Source organism: Rhodoflexus sp. (assembly GCF_053489755.1).
On the sequence record NZ_JBRCHD010000009.1, the window covers coordinates 70,762 to 88,970 of the forward strand.

Consider the following 18,209-nt stretch of genomic DNA (forward strand, 5'->3'; position numbering starts at 1 on the left):
GATAGATGTGGCAACCTTTTTTTTATGTAATTTTGCTGACGTTATGCATCTTGCCGAAAATAAACTGATTTATCGTCGCCTGATTCGGAAAAAATTTATTCCCTCCCATGTGGCCGAGGTGGGCGTGTATTTACCCGAAACATCTAATATTCTGGCCTACATCAAGCGGGGCATCCGCGCTACGCTTGTAGAAGCCGACCCCCGCTGTGTAGCCGCTATTCGGGAGTATTTTGGCGATAAATATCCCATTACGCTGCATCCTGTCGCTGTGTTCGACAGCGAAGGCAGCATTGAATTGATGAATAGGGCAGCCTCGACCTTCGCAAGCGTATTAGAGAATAGTCCGGCTTTGGCAAATGACGCTTATCAAAAGCAAGATGCAGATAAATTTACCGTTCCTGCTAAAAGATTTGACAGTTTAGATGATGGAACGATAGACCTATTGAGCATAGATATTGAAGGCTGCGAGTGGTACGTACTTAAATACATGAAAAGCAGACCGGCGGTTATTTCGGTTGAAACGCACGGAAAACGCTACATCAATCCGTTTATCAACGAAATTACCAATTGGATGCAAACAAACGGCTACCAACTTTGGTACAAAGACCAGAGCGACAGCGTTTACATCCGTCGCGGGTTGTTTCCCATCACATCTGCCGACCGTTGGAATTTGCGCATCAACGAGTGGACGCTTGCATGGAAGCGATTCAAAGCAGATGTAAAAGACGCTCTTTGGGGCAAACGTCAGTGAGGATTGACCACTAGTTTAAAACCTACGCCATGCACATTTTCAATGGCAATGCGCTCATCGGCTTTGAGGTATTTGCGCAAGCGCGAAATAAACACATCTAGACTTCTGCCGGCAAAATAATCATCAGTGCCCCAAATTTCCTGTAAAATCTCTTCGCGTTTCAGGATGTTGCCTTTGTGTTTGCAAAACAAAGCTAACAAATCAGCCTCTCGTTTGGTGAGTATCTGTTTGTTTTCGCCATGAATCAGCGTCAGATTGTCGGCATCAAAGTAATATTCGCCGATTCGGTCTATAGATTTGTCTATCTCGGGCGGGTTCACGCGGCTTCGCTTGAGGAAAACCTGAATCTTGAGGTCTAACTCTTCGATGCTGAATGGTTTGGTCAAGTAGTCGTCGCCGCCCAACCGAAGCCCGTTGAGTTTGTCCTCTTTTTGCGATTTAGATGTGAGAAAAATAATAGGTATTTCAGCGTCTAATTGTCTGATTTCCCGCGCCAGCGAAAAGCCGTCTAAGTCGGGCAGCATGACGTCCAGCACGCAAATGTCGGGGCGCTGTTCCTTGAAAGCAGCCAAAGCGCTTTTGCCGTTTTCGCAATGGCGCACCACATAGCCGCGCAGTTCCAGATTGTCTTGGGTTACAAACCCTAAACTCAAATCATCTTCTACATACAAAATTTGCGGAGCATGCATAGCGCTTATTTTTGAAAGTTGGGAATCACAATTTCAAAAACGCTGCCGCCGCTTTCGGGGCAGTTAAGACGTATTTGCCAGCCGTGCGCCTTGACAATGTTGCTTACATAGTGCAACCCTAAGCCAAAACCTTTGACATTGTGCAAATTGCCTGTAGGAATACGGTAAAATTTTTGGAATATCTTATTGCGATATTTTGCGGGAATGCCCGGGCCGTTATCGGCTACTTGCAGCAAGATACGCCCGTTTTCGGTTGTAGTTCGCAAATGAATCTCCGGATGATTGCCGGCATATTTAACCGCATTGTCTAATAAATTGATTATCAGATTGGTCAGGTGGCTGCCGTCGGCATGAACAATCAATGGGGCAGGGTGGAGCGAAAGTTGTATGCGCGCTTCGGCTTGCTTTTCTTTGAGTTGCAGTTGAAAATGCCCGATAACTTCTTGTACCAAATCGTTTAGGTTTATGAGTTCTTTTTGTAATGTCAAACCGACTCTTTCAGCGCGGTTTGCCTGCAAAATGCTTTCCACTTGCTTTTGAAGTCGTTGCGTTTCTTTTTTGATGATTTGCGCATAGCGCGCCAGTCTGTCGGGTTGTTTCACAATTTCAGGATTCAGCAAAACATCGGCGGCAATGCTAATGGTAGCGATAGGGGTTTGAAATTCATGTGTCATATTATCTACAAAATCTTTTTGAATTTCTGCCAGCCTCCGCTGTGCTAAGATTACATACAGCGCATAGCCAAAAAATACAACCAAAGCCAAAATTAACAGCGAAGATACAGCCCACAACCGCATATCATACAGCAAGTACTGCTTTTTTTGTGGGAAATTTACCCCAAAGTAGTAGATAAATTTATCATATTTGGGCAGTTCGCGAGTAACGATTGTATTTTCATCGTTCTTCTTGCTGCTGACATAGCTGCCGTACATCATCTGGTCTGTTGTACAATCGTAAATCCCATATTCAAAATCGAGTTGCAGATTGACGCGGCTAAACTCTCGCTTGAGATAGAGTTCTAAGATATTCACGTCAATCATATCATTCACATTGACAATAAAATAATCGGAAGCCACCTGATTAACGACATCCGAATTGGGAAGCGTACTCTTGTTGTAGGCTGCAATCTGCTCAGCAACGGTTTGTAAGGCAATGTGGATGCGCTGATCTAATTGCTTCTCTTTGAGGTTAAAAGCATTGCTTACCCAGTAAATTTGGGTGATGATGATGCCAAGAATACTTAGCGTAGCAGGAATGACCAGCCGTCTGAGCGTTTTTCTTTGCATTAACAAGTCATTAACAAACCTTACCAATTCATTAACGCAAAGATTGCGCGGCTTTGCGTTGATTTGCAAAAAGAATGTTTCATCATTAAATTTAAAATCTGCTATGAAAAAGCATGTCTTCTTTACACTGGCATTTGCCCTAATGGTATCAGTTGTTTCTTTTGCTCAAAATACGCAAAATGCAGCAAATAAATCTGTTGCGCAAAATACTAACATGGCTGCTTTCCAGTGGGACAAAACAACGTTCGATTTTGGAAACATTCCTCAAAATCAGCCTGTTACAGCCTCTTTTAAATTTAAGAATACAGGCAAAGTTCCATTGGTAATTACCAGCGCGCAAGGCTCGTGCGGCTGTACTGTACCAAACTGGCCAAAAGAGCCGATCGCTCCGGGCGAATCTGCGGAAATTAAAGCTACTTTCAACGCTGCTGCTCCTGGTGCATTTAACAAAACAGTGAGCATCACTGCCAACGTAGAAGGCGGTGTTGCTGTACTGACCCTGAAAGGCAACGTAGAAGTAAAACAATAATACTTCTATACATTTTGTTCATTGCCGCTTGTTGGTATATATTGCCATCAAACGGCAATTTTACTTTAACGATGCTTCGAAGAACATACATGTTGGCAGTTGTCTGCTGCTGGGCGACTGTTTTGGTGGCACAAAGCGATTTGCCACGTATTTTATCATTACAGGAGCGTGCCGCAGTGCGCGATCGGCTGTTGGAAGATCGCTTGACCAACCTGCTGCCCGGACTAATGCGCGAAAACGGTGTTGACCTCTGGCTGCTGATTGCAGAAGAATACAACGAAGACCCCGTCATGCGTACGATGCTACCTTCTACGTGGATTTCAGCACGACGCAAGACTATCTTGTTTATCTATGATCGAGGCCAAGCGCAGGGGCTGGAGCTGTTGGCCGTTGCCCGCTACAATGTAGGCAATCTATTCAAAGCCGCATGGAATCCGGAGCAAGAGCCTGACCAGTGGAAACGCCTGATACAACTCATTGAGGAGCGCAATCCGAAACGCATTGCACTGAACTACTCCGAAACTTTTGCTCATGCCGATGGGATTAGCCGCACCGAGTACGATAATCTGATGAGCAGACTTCCCGAAAAATTCAAAGCAAATGTGGTTTCGGGCGAGCGCTTGTCTGTCAACTGGTTAGAGACGCGCACTGCTGCCGAAATGATGATTTTTGAACAGGCCAGCCGCATTGCACACCTGATTATTGCCGAAGGGCTTTCTGAAAATGTCATCCAGCCGGGCGTTACAACTACAGATGAGGTGGTCTGGTGGTATCGCGAGCGCATGGCAGAGCTAAAGCTACAGGCATGGTTTCATCCGACAGTGGACGTACAGCGCCCCGACCAGCCCTTGTATTCCTTTGCAACCCGTCCCGACGGACAGACCGTTATTATGCCTGGTGATATTTTGCGCATAGACTTTGGTTTTGAATACATTACTATGCATACCGATACGCAACAGATGGCCTATGTGCTTAAACCCGGCGAAACAGACGTGCCCGAATACCTGAAAAAGGCACTGGCAATGGGCAATCGCGCGCAGGATATTCTGACAGGGCATTTCAAGGCAGGCAGAACCGGCAACGAAGTGCTTAAACTTACGCTCGACCAGTCGAAAAAAGAAGGCATCAATGCACAGATCTACTCGCATCCGCTGGGTATGCACGGACACGCCGCAGGCCCTGCTATTGGCATGTGGGACAATCAGGTCAATGTGCCGGGTGCAGGCGACTATCCGCTCCGCCCCAATACTGCTTATGCAATCGAACTGAATGTAAAAGTTGCCCCTGCCGAGTGGAAAGGTAAAGAAATCCGCATCATGCTGGAGCAGCCTGCCCTGTTGGAAGACAGCGGTCGGGTGCGCTACATAGACGGGAGGCAGAAAGAGTGGATACTGATTCCAAGAAAAGTGCAACATCTAAAGCCTTAACAGCAACCCATAAAACCTTAAATGCATATGTCAATGAAAATTATTCCGGTTTTTATGCAAAAAACCTTTGGCAACAGCATCGCTCTCCTCCTGCTGTTTTTTGCCGTTAGCTATGCAAAAGCGCAAACAGACAGTACCTTTGCTCCTCGCAGGCAGCCCGTGCAAACTTCTGATGAGGGACGCTTTATGGATCGCGTGCGTTTTGGCGGAAATTTCAGCTTCCAGTTTGGCAATGTAACATTTATTGACGTATCGCCGCTGGCATTTTACCAAGCTACCCCACAGCTCCAACTTGGAGTAGGGGCTACTTACCAGTATATTCGCTTCAACTTCAGGGGCTTTAATGCCACTGCTAACAATATCTACGGCGGGCGTGTTTTCGGGCGTTTCTTCCCTTTCGTTTCTTCCCCCTTTTTCGCACATGCGGAGTATGAGAGTTTGAATACGGCTTACTTTGATCTGTTAGCTGGCGAGGTGCGCCGCGACTGGGTGCCGGGAACGTTTCTGGGTGGAGGATACATGCAGGGCATGAGCGAACGTGCAGCCTTCAATTTTACGGTGCTCTACAACTTTTCATGGAATGAGTTCCGTTCTCCTTATGCGAGTCCATGGGTAGTAAGGGTAGGTTTCCATTTTTAAAAGAACGATATTATGCGTACATTTCGGTGAAGTTTCCGCAGTGAAAAATTTTAAACTGAATAGTAGCAAGTGGCAATGATTTTCAGAAGTAAAAAGACATTGGATAAAAACTACAAGTTCAAGGACTTGAAGGTATATAGCTCTACCGAGTGGCTCGCCGACGGTAAAAAGAAATACCGCACAGTCTTTGAAAATATGGAAACGACTTATCTGTATTGCGAACTTTCTTTTTACAATAAACTCTTTGACGAAGAAGACTGGGATTGCAACATTTTGATTCGTTGCTACCGGCTAACCGAAAAAAATAAACGCGAGATGGTTTGCGAAATTAGATTAGACAACTACCGCGTTTCCGCAGAAGACAACGTCGTAATGGTGCGCGAAGGCTGGGGCAACCAGTCGCCCGGTGTTTTTTGGACGCGTGGCGACTACCAGTGGGAGGCAAGCATTGACGACGAAATCGTAGGTAAAAAGAAATTTTACATAGAAAGCGGCGGACCTGTTTCCGATACTGAAAATCCCTATTTTGAATTAGAGCGTGTACGACTCTACGAAGGACCAAGCAAAGGTGTTAGCGCTGAAGAACGCATTTACTACACCCAATTCGACACCAGAGACACCCGCTATATTTGGGCAGAGTTCACTTTTCAAAATCTGCAAAGCAATTCATGGTACTGTGAGTTGTTTTTCAATTTTTACAACGACGCAGCGCAACTGAAAGGTGTTACTACAGAGTTGCGTAGGGTTAACCCTGAGGAAGACAGCGTAACAATCACGACCGGTTGGGGGAGCGATACGCGCGGCTCTTGGTATCCTGATAAGTACACCCTTGAAGTAATTTTCATGGATCATCTGGTGGCAGTTGTGCCATTTAGTACAGGCGAAAACTACGTGAGAGGAGAAAGCCCGCTGCTGCGCGGCAACGAAATGCACCCGCCCCAGCAAGCCTCTACCGACGAGGATCAGGACGAGCCCATGGATGTGGTTTTGCGACGTTTAGACGATTTAGTGGGCCTACAAAAGATCAAAACCCGAATCCACGACTATATCCATTACCTCAAATTTTTGCAATTGCGCAAAAGCCGCGGATTCGATGAGAGCCGGAAAATTAATCTGCATGCAGTTTTTAAAGGCAATCCCGGAACAGGTAAAACCACGATTGCCAAAATGTTGGGTAAGATCTACAAAAATCTGGGACTGCTGAGCAATGGACGTGTACACGAAGTAGGCAGAGCCGAACTTGTAGGACAATACATCGGGCAGACTGCGCCTAAGGTGAAGGAGTTGATTGACAAGGCACGTGGAGGCATCCTGTTCATAGACGAAGCCTATGCGCTGGTGCGCAATCCTGAAGATACGAAAGACTATGGACACGAGGTCATAGAAACGCTGGTCAAGGAAATGTCTGATGGGCCGGGCAATATCGCTATTGTTGTAGCCGGCTATCCTAAGGAAATGGATACTTTTCTGGAGGCCAATCCGGGGCTGAAGTCGCGTTTTGGTATGTTTTTCGACTTCCCTGACTATCTCCCGCAGGAGATGCTGCGACTGATCGAGTTGGCTGCCGGACAGCGTCAGATCAGGTTCAGTAAAGAAGCTTTTGATTTTCTCTACAGAAAAATAGTCGAAAAATTCCGTAGCCGCGACCGCACCTTTGGTAATGCGCGTCTGGTCAACTCCCTCGTAGATGAGGCCAAGATGAACATGGGGCTTCGCGTGATGCGCAATATCGAGCATACAGACGTAACGCACGATATGCTGCAAACCGTAGAACTGGCAGATGTACAGCGTATTTTCCAGCAAGACTCTCGCTTATTGCCTGATATTCAGGAAGATGAGATATTGCTTGAAGAGGCGCTATCGGAACTTAATGCACTTACAGGGCTTACTGAAATCAAGAATCAGATCCATGAGCTGATTAAACTCGTGCGGTTCTACCGCGAAACCGGGCGCGACATTCTCAACCGTTTTTCACTGCATACAGTTTTCAAGGGAAATCCGGGTACAGGTAAAACAACGGTAGCTCGTATTATTGCCAAAATCTACAAGGCGCTGGGCATCTTAGAGCGCGGGCAACTGGTCGAGTGCGATCGGCAGTCGTTGGTGGCGGGCTTCGTTGGGCAGACTGCACTCAAAACGAAAGAGAAAATAGATGAAGCCATTGGTGGTGTATTGTTTGTAGATGAAGCCTATGCACTTGCATCTAACGGCATCGGTAATGACTTTGGGCACGAAGCACTCGAGACGATTCTCAAACAAATGGAAGACCGCCGTGGCGAGTTTATCGTCATTGTAGCCGGCTATCCCGAAAATATGGACAGGTTCATCGAGTCCAATCCGGGATTAAAATCGCGTTTTGATAAAACAATGATCTTTCCTGATTATTCGGTTGACGAGTTGTACCAGATTGCCACAGCGATGCTTGCTTCCGAAAATCTACAAATGGACGCAGAAAGCCAAGCATATTTGCGCAAGCAATTGCAACTGATGCACGAAAAACGCGACAAATACTTCGGCAACGCCCGTTCGGTGCGCAAATTCATCAGTGAGGTGATTCGCAAACAGCACCTGCGCATGACTACGCTCGATCGGAGTGCGCGTACTGAAGAAGCCCTGCAAACAATCATCCTTAGCGATATGCAAAACATCAATGCCAATGAAGAGGCGCTGATAGGGCAGCGAAAAATTGGTTTCAGATAGAACACCTCGCACAGAGGCTGTCCAAAAAAGTAACACACGCTTTAGTCTGTGATTGATCAAATGCTTGATAATCAAACAGCTACAGACTGAAGTTTGTGCTACATGTAGCCTTTTTAGACAGCTCTATTTCAACTTTTAGGAAACGTCCTGTGTAGCTGGTTGGGTGGTGAATAATTTCCTCAGGTGTACCTTCAAAAATGATAGAGCCGCCTTTTTCGCCACCCTCTAAGCCCATATCTATCAAGTGATCCGCCATCTTGATTACATCCATATTATGCTCGATGACCAGTACTGTATTTCCCTTGTCCACTAATTTGTTGAGTATATCGAGCAGGTGCTGAATGTCCTGAAAGTGTAGCCCTGTGGTAGGCTCGTCGAGGATGTAAAGCGTATTGCCCGTATCTTTTTTGGAAAGTTCGGTAGCCAGTTTGACGCGCTGCGCTTCGCCCCCGGAAAGTGTAGTTGCGTGCTGTCCGAGGGTAATGTAGCCCAAGCCGACATCGTTGAGCGCCTTTACTCTGCGCAGGATAGAAGGCTGAAACTCAAAGAATTCCACAGCCTGCTCTACAGTCATGTCCAGCACGTCGGCAATAGATTTGCCTTTGAAGCGTACTTCCAGCGTTTCGCGGTTGTAGCGCTTGCCCTTACAGGTTTCACATGTTACAAGTACATCGGGCAGAAACTCCATGACGATCGTTTTTTTACCTGCACCCTCGCAGGTTTCACATCGTCCGCCTTTGACATTGAACGAGAAGCGTCCGGGCCTGTAACCTCTGATTTTTGCTTCGGGCAGTTCGGCAAATAGGCTACGAATATCGGTAAACATCCCCGTATAGGTAGCAGGATTGGAGCGCGGTGTTCTTCCGATAGGTGTCTGATCTATCTCGATCACTTTGTCTATATGCTCCAGCCCTTCTATGGCTTCGTATGGCAGTGGATTCTTTTTAGCATTGAAAAAGTGGCGACTTAGTATGGGATATAGGGTTTCGTGGATCAGCGAAGATTTGCCGCTGCCCGAAACGCCTGTTATGCAAATCATTTTGCCCAGCGGCAATTTGAGCGTTACATTTTTGAGGTTATGTCCTTTAGCCCCCCTCAGTATCAACCACTTATTAGTGTCCTTGCGTCTTTTTTGAGGTACGGCAATTTGCAGACGATTGCTCAAGAAATCGGCAGTCAGACTTTTCTGTGTCAGAAACTCTTTTGGGGGGCCTGCTGCCACTATGCGCCCGCCGTGAATACCCGGGCCGGGGCCAATATCTATCACATAGTCCGATTCGAGCATCATATCCTTGTCGTGTTCTACCACCAGAACGGTATTGCCCAGATCGCGAAGGTCTTTTAGTGCCTTGATGAGCTTCATGTTGTCGCGCTGGTGCAGTCCAATACTGGGTTCATCTAAGATGTAGAGTACGCCGACTAACTGCGTACCTATTTGCGTAGCCAAACGGATGCGCTGACTCTCACCACCGGAAAGAGTGCGCATAGTGCGGTTGAGCGTCAGGTATTCAAGCCCTACATCCAGCAAAAAACCGATGCGCTTATTGATTTCCTTCAGTACTTCGGCGGCAATGGCTCGCTGGCGTTCAGAAAGGCGCGGCGGCAATTCGGCGAACCACTTGGCAAGTTCGCGAATATCCATATTTGCCAGTTGGGCAATATTTTTATCAGCGATTCGAAAATGCAGCGATTGAATTTTCAGGCGCGCGCCGTTGCAAGTCGGGCAAGTTTTAGACTCCATAAATTCTTTTACCCACTCTGATGTGCTGTCCCCGCCGCTTTCCAATTGTTTTTGGAGGAAGTTGATAATCCCCTCGAATTTGGTATACCAGTCCTGTCCCGGATATTTTACCGACTTAACGGGAACTTCTTCGCCCGTACCGTAGAGAATTGCTTGTACAACTTCTTCCGGCAGTTTGTAGAAGGGCGTGCTGATGCTTTGCTTGTATTTTTTCAGAATACTTTCCAGTTGCTTGAAAATCCAGATGTCGCGATACTCGCCCAAAGGAGCGATCGCGCCTTGACTGATGCTCAGACTTTCATCGGGAACTACCGAGTTGCGCGTAAACTCCTCAATCACACCCAGCCCGTTACAGGTTTCGCAGGCACCGTAGGGCGAATTGAACGAGAACATATTCGGCGCAGGTTCGTCGTAGGCAATACCCGATTCGGGATCCATCAGATATTTGGAGTAAAAGCGCGTTTTGCCGTTTTCATCGAGCGTCATTGCGATGCCCTTGCCCTCCTTGAGTGCAGTTTTGAGCGACTGCGTGATGCGGAAGCGGTCTGCTTCGCGCACAATTACGCGGTCAATCACAATTTCTATATCGTGGATCTTGTAGCGGTTGAGTTGCATTTTGGGCACAATATCCAGCACTTCGCCGTCTATGCGCACCTTGTTGTAGCCCGCTTTGCTAATCTGGACAAACAGCTCGCGATAATGCCCTTTTCTGCCTTTGACTACAGGTGCAAGAATAGTTAATTTTTTATCGGCAAACTCCGTCAGAAGCAGCTCAATAATCTGATCCTCCGTTTGTCGGATCATCTTATTACCCGTTACATAAGAATATGCTTCGCCTGCACGGGCAAACAGCAAGCGCATGAAGTCGTAGATTTCGGTAGTTGTGCCGACGGTACTGCGCGGATTGCGCGAGGTCGTTTTTTGCTCGATGGAGATAACAGGACTCAGCCCGCTAATTTTATCAACATCAGGGCGCTCCATATTGCCAATGAAGCTACGCGCATATGCCGAAAAACTTTCCATATACCTGCGTTGTCCTTCGGCGTAGATCGTATCGAAAGCCAGCGAAGACTTGCCGCTGCCGCTGATACCTGTAAATACAACTAATCGGTTGCGGGGAATGGTTACGTCAATATCTTTCAGGTTGTGCTCACGTGCGCCGTAAATTTCAATAAGTTCTTCCTTAGCTGGTGAGGAAGGTGTACCGTTGTGTGCAGACATACCTTACTTAGATGGTTGAAATCGCAAAGGTAGCCGATGATTCAGAGGAAAATAAGTTGTACGCATCTTTTTTGTTTGATAAAAATGCACGTGCTAACATACATTTGCTTAAATTTAATGTTATAGAAACATCCTTCATCATTTCAAATTTGTATGAGCGATAGTCGTTACTCTCAACTTATGATACGCATCCCTATTTTTATTGCTTTGGCTACTTGTGCGGGCATTTTTATTGGTGCAAAAATGTTTGGCACGCAATCGGGTAAGACAACGGGCGATATAGTCGTAAGCACCAATAAACTGCGCGAAGTACTTAATTACATTGATAAATATTACGTTGATTCGGCTAATACCAACGAACTGACGGACTATGCTATCAAGCGGATGCTGGAGAAGTTAGATCCACATACGACCTACATTCCTGCAAAGGATATGAAGATCATGGGCAACCAGCTGAAAAGCCATTTTGAAGGGATCGGGGTGCAGTTTTCTATCTTGCGCGATACGCTTCAGGTGGAGCTGCCGATTGCCGGTGGTCCGGCAGAGACAGCAGGTATTCGCGCAGGCGATAAAATCGTTTATGTCAATGGCGAGCGTATTGCAGGCATCGGTATCTCCAATCGGATGGTTTACGAAAAGTTACTCGGTAAGAAGGGGAGCAAAGTACACCTTGCTATCGTGCGAAAAGGTGTACCGGATACGCTGAGCTATGTGGTGGTACGCGATAAAATCCCGCAATACAGCCTCGAGGCAGCCTATATGATTGATCAAAAAGTGGGCTATATCAAACTTGCGCGCTTTGGCGAAAGTGCCTATGACGAGTTCAAAAGTGCACTTGAGCAACTGATCTCAAAGGGAATGACACAACTCGTTTTGGATCTTCGCGGCAATAGCGGCGGCTATATGGATCGGGCAGTTAAAATTGCAGACGAATTGATCAGCGACGACAAGCTAATTGTTTACACTAAGGGCAGAGACAGCAATCAAAACGAAGCGTTTAATGCCTCTAAGAACGGATTATTTGAAAAAGGCGGTCTCATCGTATTGATCAACGAAGAGAGCGCTTCTGCTTCCGAAATTGTTGCCGGAGCCTTGCAAGACAACGACCGTGCGCTACTGGTAGGCAGGCGATCTTTTGGCAAAGGACTGGTACAACGCCCGATCATGCTTTCCGATGGTTCAGAACTGCGTCTGACTATTTCGCGCTACTACACGCCAAGCGGCCGCTCAATTCAGAAGCCCTACCAAGAAGGAAATCTGGGACAATACGCACAGGATTACTCCCGCCGTTTAGCCAATGGCGAATTGTTCGTAGCAGACAGCAATCACTTTGACGAAAAGTTGAAATACAAAACCTCACTCGGGCGGACGGTCTATGGTGGAGGCGGCATTATGCCCGACGTATTCGTGCCTGCGGATACCTCTTTCCAAACAGCCTATCTCAATAGTATTTTGAGTGCAAACCTGCATCGCGAGTTCATGGCTAATTACATTGCTAATTACAAAAGCCAGTGGCAGTCTAAGCCTGTGGCTGTATTTGTAACGCAGTTTACAATTACAGAAAGCATGTTGCAGACAATTGTAGAGGCGGCAGTCAAGGAAAAAATTAAATACAGCCCAGTCGAATGGGCGAAGTCTAAGAACTATCTTGGAAACTTGCTTAAAGCAATGATTGCCAGAGGTATTTATGGCGAAGAAGGCTTCTACAGAGTGATGAATGATCAGGATAAACTGCTGCAAAAAGCGCTGACAATGTTTGAGGTTGCCAAGAAAATCGAAAAGGGAGAGCCTGTAAGTATCAATAACTGATTTGCATGAAACGTTCGTTGCTCAAGTTCAAAAACTACGAAGTCCATTCGGTAACTACTGTTTTCAAGGAAAAGAAAAACGCCAATATCGCTACTTGGATGATGCAGAGCGGTATGAAGGGAACTTTTCTGAGCATTGCACTCTATAAAATTGACTATACGATTGAACTTGTCCGCCAAAGTGGTATTCTGAATATCAATCTGCTGAGCCTTGAGCAAAAGAACCTGATTAATAAATTAGGCAGGAAAAGCGGCAGAGACAGCGATAAGTTCAAGAACCTGCCCCATGCCTTAGACGAACGCGGATGCCCATACCTGACCGAGGCGATCGGCTATGTAGCCTGCCAAGTACACGACACTGCCGACTCAGGCGACCACGATATTTTTACTTGCCGTATTTTGCGGCAAGTCGTATTACATCCTGACAAAGAAGTGCTTACACATCGTTATTTAAAGGAGGCAGGTTTGATCCGTTAAGCGTCTGAATTGATAGGGTAGCAGTACTTTACAACCCTGATAACATCTTTGGTTGCGCTTGAGAAAATAGGGCGATAGCAGCAATTAAGCGTGATTTTCTTACCGCTCTTGGTCTTCCTGATGAATTTATCATGGGATACCTTACCCGCGATCAGGCTATCCCACCAGATTTCATATTCGGTTCGATCGTAAACATCGAAAGGTACAAGATCGGGATGTGTAAGCGTCAATAACTCTTCTTTTGTGTAGCCCATCATCTCTGCAAAATTATCGTCGCAACTGAGGATCTTCTTGTCTATTCCCATCTCTACTGTTGCCAGTAGAATACTTACAGCTATACTTTTGTTAGATAATTCGTCGTTGATTCTGGCTAATTCTTCTTGCGTTGCGGCAAGTTCTTCCATATTTTGGCGCATTTCCTCTTCTCTTGCTCGTAGGTCTTCTGTCTGGTGCTGGCTTTGTGCAAGCAACTCTTGTGTACGCTGATTAACGCGCGTTGCAACGATAATAGAGCCTGTCAAATTAGCAAGTTTTTCTGCCATTTCTATCACCAGCGGGTCAAAGGGGCGGAAAGAAGCAAATTCCATCACACCCGACACTTCGTTGTTCTGAATCATGGGCATCAGTAGCAGATGCGTAGGGTTATCCTCACCAAGCCCTGAGGCTATGTTGATATGTTCTTCGGGTATATTATTGGCTACTATATAGGCTTTTTCCATAAAGGCCTGTCCAACCAGCCCTTGGGTACATGCAATTTTTTTATTGATATACTTGCGTCTTCCGTTGGCATAGCAGGCAACCATTTCAAGGTAGCCTTTGTCTGCCGTGCCTTCATGCAGAAATAAAGCTCCTGCGTTTGCATCTATGTAACGAGTAATGAGAGAGATAGCTCTGTCGCAAGCCATTTTCAGATCATTACTGTGTGCGCGCAACTCTTCAGAAAGCTCTGCCTGATACGTAATGCTTTTCTTGCGTATCTCCTCGCTTGCTTGCAGGACTCTCAACTCGGAAAGAGACTTCTTCAAGGAATCATTTTCTGCAATCAACTGCTGATTTTGAGCGCTTAAATTATTTTGGGACTGGATATACTTTTGCTTTGCCTGTTGATAAAAAGTGTTACTTTGCAACAGGAAGGCAGCAATAACGCTACTCGAAACAAAAGTTCCGATCATAAAGTAGGAGGGGTATCTAAATATCTCAATATTAATCGCAGGATCTTCAATGATTCCCAGCGAATAGGGCAGAATAGCAACCAAAAACACGCTTAAAAAGAACGTAAGCATGAGCCAAAGACGTTCGCGCTTAGGATGAAAAAGGTTAAGCGGAATAATCCAGAAAGTCATTTGGAATATCAATGTAGCAGGAAGCAACTCTTCGCCTACATTAACTATTTGGACATGCAGCAAGAACATTCCGATACTAAACACAAAACAAAAAAGAATGCGCCCGAGCAGGTGCTGACCTACAAAGTTGAGAGTGTATGCTGCAATCAAGCCAATAATCTGTATGATAATATTAACAGAAATGGCAGGAACAAGGAAAACACTCGCTATCCCCAGCGTCAAAAAAGCCGACATGATGAGCAATATACTCACGTTAGCAACTTTGATGCGGGTAATCAGATCTGTCTCTTTGCCCTCTAAATAGTTGATCCCTGCTTCAGACAAGCGTACAATGAGTTGCCGCATATATTATTTATTTTTTATTGCCCGGTAGGCTTAAACTCGCGTTTGGTTTCGGGCTTAAATTTAGTATTTGTTTTCTCAATTATTTGCCACGCTACACCATCCGGTCCGGTAAAAACGAAGCTGTTTTCTCCAAATTCGTTTTTCTGGATACCGGAAGTGCGGATGTTTTGTTTCCTGATCAGGTCATGTACCATCCCGAGGCGGGGGGTATATAGTGAATGCAGCGTAATGCCCAGTTCTCCAATCCGTTGATTTTCGCTGCGATCGGGCTTGGGGGCGCGCGGAACAAAAAATTTGAGCTTGCCGCAGATATTATTGGGCGAAACAAATCCGCGATAGTAATGGCTGTAGCCGGCAGGCATGTCAAAAACGCGACGGGGGCCTTTTTGCCAGTCGCCGTCTATTACAGGGGATGGTTCTTCGGGCTGTAGGCCCAGTGCTTCGCTGTAATAACGCGTAACTGCTGCCATATCGCCTTTGATGATAAAGTCGTGGTGTGTAAACTCACTGGTTTGCAGCGGTGCTTCAGGGTTAATAGTTCCATAGCCCGGAATTTGGTAGCCATATCGCTGATAGAATACATGCACGAACCACTCTCCGTAGATCGCAGTTTCGCGCACTCCGGCAGGGCGGTTGAAAAATCCGGGTTTACCGCTGCTTAGGTTGTAGAGGTCGTCAAAAATGGGTTCAATAGGTAGCCATTTTTCTCCGTTGGCGCGCTCCAACTGATAAATGTCCACAATGCGGGTAATATCTTTGGTCATCATGACGGCCATGCGCTGCCCGATGGTTTCGGGAACGCTGTAGCCTACGCCCGGGCCAAGTGGTCTTTCCCATGCAAGCAGGCGCAAAAGCCCGTGGCTGTCCACCTCGCCGTTCTGCAGCCGATAGCTTTTCAGCGGAGAATCTACCCCATAGATAGCTTTGGCTTGTGCTGCAGTCAGCGATGCACTGTCTATTACGCGAAATCCAAACTCACCAAAGTATCGGATGTGATATTGCGGCTGCGTAGTGCCTACCATTACCTCGTAAACACCGCTGATTCCTGTATCGGGCAGGGGAGGTGTGGCATTGGTTTGTGCTGCTGCCCGATAAACTGTAACAAGGGCAAGCATAGCGGATGCAAAAAATTTGTTCATGTCTGTTATAGGTTAGTGATCTTACTTACTTGTTTTTCGATAGATGCAGCAGGCATAAACTGCCTCGAACAGAGAATTATACTAAAATGAATCATATACCATGCAGTAGCATTGAAGTCATCCCTGCCCCTTTTTCTGCTCCATTGGCAATTGGTGAAGCGCTTAATCGAGCAATGACACAGGAGGGTAATTATCATGCTACCGATATTGAACCCCGCTAGGGTGATTTACCCATCATGCAATTCATAATGGTATTAGTTAACCAAGTTAATCAAATTATGGAAACAAGCAAGTTTCGTTCGGCTTTTTTAGCTCAGTCATAATTGCGTACCTTTGTTGCCCCTGATGCCAACCCAATGGAGCAGTACTACGAGTATTTTTTTTGCAAGAGCCTGTTAAACAAGCAATTAATGGAAGCCATTATCTGTATAGACGGCGTTGTAGGTGCCGGCAAAACCACGCTTGGTGAAATTGTTGCCCGCGAATTTGGGCTGGAATTTTTCCGTGAGCCTGTAGACGATAACCCGCTGTTAGACAAATTTTACTACGACCAGAAAAGATACAGTTTCCCTTTACAGGTATATTTCCTCAATAAGCGCTTCCGTATGATCAAGCAGGCATCAGAATTGAGCGGTTGCGTGATGGACAGAAGCATCTACGGCGACATAATTTTCGCCAAACTGCTGATGCTGGGCGGTAATATGTCGCAGGAAGAATTTGCGCTTTATGAAGAACTGCTCAATAATATGTTGGAGCATGTCAGCCCGCCTAGATTGATGGTCTATTTGGAAATTACGACCGACAATGCCATTTCGCGCATCAAGGAACGCGGCAGAGACTACGAGCAAATCGTCCCACGCGACTATTGGGAAGCGCTCAACTACCACTACTCTACTTATTTCAAGCACTATAATTTTTCTGAACTGCTCACGATCAATGCCAACCATCTGGACTGGCGCAAGAGTGACGAAGATTTGCAATACATTCTTGATCTGATTGACGGCAGGCTGGCGGCGCGCAAAGCACAATAGTTGCTGCAACTATAGCTGCTCTACTTTGAACCATGCCAACTGTCGGTTAGCAGTGCGGATGAACTCGTCCAAGCGAGGCGTTCGGCGGTCGGTAAAGTATCGTAGGGTGTGCTGCCCTACCAGTTCAACGTTGATCTGCCAACTACCTAACCAGCCGTAGTAGGCCAATGTAAAGCCGCTAATTGCCAGCGATATGCCTATCCAGTAGTCTAATATATCCTTGTAAGTAGCCAGCGCGGCAAAGGATCCTACAACAGCACCTACAATCAGAGGAAGGGTTAATCGCCTGAATTGTAAGGTAAGAGCCTTGATCTTTTGCAATGGCAAATCGCGCCTTAGATTTTTGGCTTTTATTTGCAAGCGTTTGGCTGTGAGCTTGAAGTATTGCCCCCCGTCGGTATGATAGTCGCAGATAGTATTCTCATGCTGCTGCAACCACGGGTAGTAGTAGGTGTAGTGATAGCGCCACTGCCGTTGCAACTGTCCGCTGACTGTCTTGTATCTAAAGTTTATAATCCCCATGCCGTCGCAGGTAGTTAACTAATCCGCCTTCTGCCAGAATATCTATCATCACCTGTGGCAATGGGGCAGCGTGGTGCATTTTGCCTGTAGTTTTGTTATGCACTTTGCCCTCAGCAAGGTTTATTTCTAAGATATGCCCTGTTTGGATATCGTGATCGGGAACTTCGAGCAGCGGCAAGCCAATGTTAATGGCATTGCGATAGAAAATGCGTGCAAAGAATCGGGCAATAACTACCGAAACGCCTGCTGCTTTGATAGCTATGGGCGCTTGCTCGCGCGAGGAGCCGCAACCAAAATTGTTGCCACCGGCAATAATATCTCCAACTTGCATGCGTTGGCGAAACTCAGGATCCAGATCTTCCAGTACATGCGCAGCCAACTGGCTGATATCCAATGTTTTGGTGTATTTACCCGGAATGATTCGGTCTGTGTCTATGTTGTCGCCGTAGCTGTGCGCTCTTCCTTGAATTGTCATCTTATACGCGGATACAAAAAATGTTTTTCAAATTTAAGGGCTTTGCAATAAAATAACCGTTGTATGCGGGCTTTTGTCTAATTTCG

The 18,209-nt window shown here is 46.3% G+C and carries 16 protein-coding genes; 9 read left to right on the forward strand and 7 right to left on the reverse strand.

The window, feature by feature from the left end; genetic code table 11:
- Nucleotides 1-43 precede the first annotated feature (43 nt).
- Nucleotides 44-751: an FkbM family methyltransferase gene (locus tag ACWIP2_RS01545; RefSeq protein ID WP_448518130.1), complete on the forward strand. Its 708-nt coding sequence runs from the start codon at nt 44-46 to the stop codon at nt 749-751.
- On the opposite strand, the gene ACWIP2_RS01550 is transcribed toward ACWIP2_RS01545, so the two are convergent.
- The gene (locus ACWIP2_RS01550; RefSeq protein ID WP_448518131.1) at nt 745-1,440 is read right to left on the reverse strand and encodes a response regulator transcription factor; all 696 of its coding nucleotides are present in this window, start codon (nt 1,438-1,440) and stop codon (nt 745-747) included. The genes ACWIP2_RS01545 and ACWIP2_RS01550 overlap by 7 nt on opposite strands.
- Before the next feature lie 5 nt (nt 1,441-1,445).
- The gene (locus ACWIP2_RS01555; protein ID WP_448518132.1) at nt 1,446-2,726 is read right to left on the reverse strand and encodes a sensor histidine kinase; all 1,281 of its coding nucleotides are present in this window, start codon (nt 2,724-2,726) and stop codon (nt 1,446-1,448) included.
- Between the two features lie 103 nt (nt 2,727-2,829).
- Between ACWIP2_RS01555 and ACWIP2_RS01560 the strand changes: the two genes are divergently transcribed.
- From ACWIP2_RS01560 to ACWIP2_RS01575, 4 genes are all read left to right on the forward strand, one after another.
- Entirely contained in the window at nt 2,830-3,255 is a 426-nt protein-coding gene (locus tag ACWIP2_RS01560; protein ID WP_448518133.1) for a DUF1573 domain-containing protein, read from the forward strand.
- Between the two features lie 71 nt (nt 3,256-3,326).
- Nucleotides 3,327-4,682 (forward strand): M24 family metallopeptidase, encoded by a 1,356-nt coding sequence (locus tag ACWIP2_RS01565; protein ID WP_448518134.1) that lies wholly within the window; start codon nt 3,327-3,329, stop codon nt 4,680-4,682.
- A 27-nt stretch (nt 4,683-4,709) separates the two neighbouring features.
- Nucleotides 4,710-5,321 carry a hypothetical protein gene (locus tag ACWIP2_RS01570; protein WP_448518135.1) on the forward strand — a complete coding sequence of 204 codons (612 nt, stop codon included), beginning with the start codon at nt 4,710-4,712 and terminating at the stop codon, nt 5,319-5,321.
- 75 nt (nt 5,322-5,396) lie between these two features.
- Nucleotides 5,397-8,021, forward strand: a complete 2,625-nt coding sequence (locus tag ACWIP2_RS01575; RefSeq protein WP_448518136.1) for an AAA family ATPase — start codon at nt 5,397-5,399, stop codon at nt 8,019-8,021.
- Between the two features lie 79 nt (nt 8,022-8,100).
- Here the strand turns inward: ACWIP2_RS01575 and uvrA are convergent, their stop codons facing one another.
- On the reverse strand, nt 8,101-10,983 hold the full coding sequence (gene uvrA / locus ACWIP2_RS01580) for an excinuclease ABC subunit UvrA (RefSeq protein WP_448518137.1): 2,883 nt from the start codon (nt 10,981-10,983) through the stop codon (nt 8,101-8,103).
- Between the two features lie 180 nt (nt 10,984-11,163).
- Between uvrA and ACWIP2_RS01585 the strand changes: the two genes are divergently transcribed.
- Nucleotides 11,164-12,792, forward strand: coding sequence for a S41 family peptidase (locus tag ACWIP2_RS01585; protein ID WP_448518138.1), 1,629 nt, complete (start codon nt 11,164-11,166; stop codon nt 12,790-12,792).
- A 5-nt stretch (nt 12,793-12,797) separates the two neighbouring features.
- Nucleotides 12,798-13,268 carry a flavin reductase family protein gene (locus ACWIP2_RS01590; RefSeq protein ID WP_448518139.1) on the forward strand — a complete coding sequence of 157 codons (471 nt, stop codon included), beginning with the start codon at nt 12,798-12,800 and terminating at the stop codon, nt 13,266-13,268.
- On the opposite strand, the gene ACWIP2_RS01595 is transcribed toward ACWIP2_RS01590, so the two are convergent.
- On the reverse strand, nt 13,265-14,956 hold the full coding sequence (locus ACWIP2_RS01595) for a GAF domain-containing protein (RefSeq protein ID WP_448518140.1): 1,692 nt from the start codon (nt 14,954-14,956) through the stop codon (nt 13,265-13,267). The two genes, ACWIP2_RS01590 and ACWIP2_RS01595, sit on opposite strands and share 4 nt — an antisense overlap.
- A 14-nt stretch (nt 14,957-14,970) precedes the next feature.
- Nucleotides 14,971-16,095, reverse strand: a complete 1,125-nt coding sequence (locus ACWIP2_RS01600) for a hypothetical protein (protein ID WP_448518141.1) — start codon at nt 16,093-16,095, stop codon at nt 14,971-14,973.
- Between the two features lie 86 nt (nt 16,096-16,181).
- On the opposite strand from ACWIP2_RS01600, the gene ACWIP2_RS01605 reads away from it, so the two are divergent.
- On the forward strand, nt 16,182-16,316 hold the full coding sequence (locus tag ACWIP2_RS01605) for a hypothetical protein (RefSeq protein WP_448518142.1): 135 nt from the start codon (nt 16,182-16,184) through the stop codon (nt 16,314-16,316).
- A gap of 102 nt (nt 16,317-16,418) precedes the next feature.
- Complete coding sequence (locus tag ACWIP2_RS01610; RefSeq protein WP_448518143.1) at nt 16,419-17,126, forward strand: deoxynucleoside kinase; 708 nt, start codon at nt 16,419-16,421, stop codon at nt 17,124-17,126.
- A 9-nt stretch (nt 17,127-17,135) separates the two neighbouring features.
- On the opposite strand, the gene ACWIP2_RS01615 is transcribed toward ACWIP2_RS01610, so the two are convergent.
- A complete protein-coding gene (locus ACWIP2_RS01615; protein WP_448518144.1) occupies nt 17,136-17,648 on the reverse strand; it encodes a hypothetical protein in 513 nt (170 codons plus the stop codon).
- Nucleotides 17,629-18,123 (reverse strand): 3-isopropylmalate dehydratase small subunit, encoded by a 495-nt coding sequence (locus ACWIP2_RS01620; RefSeq protein ID WP_448518145.1) that lies wholly within the window; start codon nt 18,121-18,123, stop codon nt 17,629-17,631. Before ACWIP2_RS01620 ends, ACWIP2_RS01615 begins: the two co-directional genes overlap by 20 nt.
- Nucleotides 18,124-18,209: the final 86 nt, after the last annotated feature.

Coding starts and splice junctions, on each gene's coding strand:
- ACWIP2_RS01545 (WP_448518130.1), top strand. CDS start 44: ATGCATCTTGCCGAAAATAAACTGATTTATCGTCGCCTGATTCGGAAA.
- ACWIP2_RS01550 (WP_448518131.1), bottom strand. CDS start 1,440: ATGCATGCTCCGCAAATTTTGTATGTAGAAGATGATTTGAGTTTAGGG.
- ACWIP2_RS01555 (WP_448518132.1), bottom strand. CDS start 2,726: ATGCAAAGAAAAACGCTCAGACGGCTGGTCATTCCTGCTACGCTAAGT.
- ACWIP2_RS01560 (WP_448518133.1), top strand. CDS start 2,830: ATGAAAAAGCATGTCTTCTTTACACTGGCATTTGCCCTAATGGTATCA.
- ACWIP2_RS01565 (WP_448518134.1), top strand. CDS start 3,327: ATGCTTCGAAGAACATACATGTTGGCAGTTGTCTGCTGCTGGGCGACT.
- ACWIP2_RS01570 (WP_448518135.1), top strand. CDS start 4,710: ATGTCAATGAAAATTATTCCGGTTTTTATGCAAAAAACCTTTGGCAAC.
- ACWIP2_RS01575 (WP_448518136.1), top strand. CDS start 5,397: ATGATTTTCAGAAGTAAAAAGACATTGGATAAAAACTACAAGTTCAAG.
- uvrA (WP_448518137.1), bottom strand. CDS start 10,983: ATGTCTGCACACAACGGTACACCTTCCTCACCAGCTAAGGAAGAACTT.
- ACWIP2_RS01585 (WP_448518138.1), top strand. CDS start 11,164: ATGATACGCATCCCTATTTTTATTGCTTTGGCTACTTGTGCGGGCATT.
- ACWIP2_RS01590 (WP_448518139.1), top strand. CDS start 12,798: ATGAAACGTTCGTTGCTCAAGTTCAAAAACTACGAAGTCCATTCGGTA.
- ACWIP2_RS01595 (WP_448518140.1), bottom strand. CDS start 14,956: ATGCGGCAACTCATTGTACGCTTGTCTGAAGCAGGGATCAACTATTTA.
- ACWIP2_RS01600 (WP_448518141.1), bottom strand. CDS start 16,095: ATGAACAAATTTTTTGCATCCGCTATGCTTGCCCTTGTTACAGTTTAT.
- ACWIP2_RS01605 (WP_448518142.1), top strand. CDS start 16,182: ATGAATCATATACCATGCAGTAGCATTGAAGTCATCCCTGCCCCTTTT.
- ACWIP2_RS01615 (WP_448518144.1), bottom strand. CDS start 17,648: ATGGGGATTATAAACTTTAGATACAAGACAGTCAGCGGACAGTTGCAA.
- ACWIP2_RS01620 (WP_448518145.1), bottom strand. CDS start 18,123: ATGACAATTCAAGGAAGAGCGCACAGCTACGGCGACAACATAGACACA.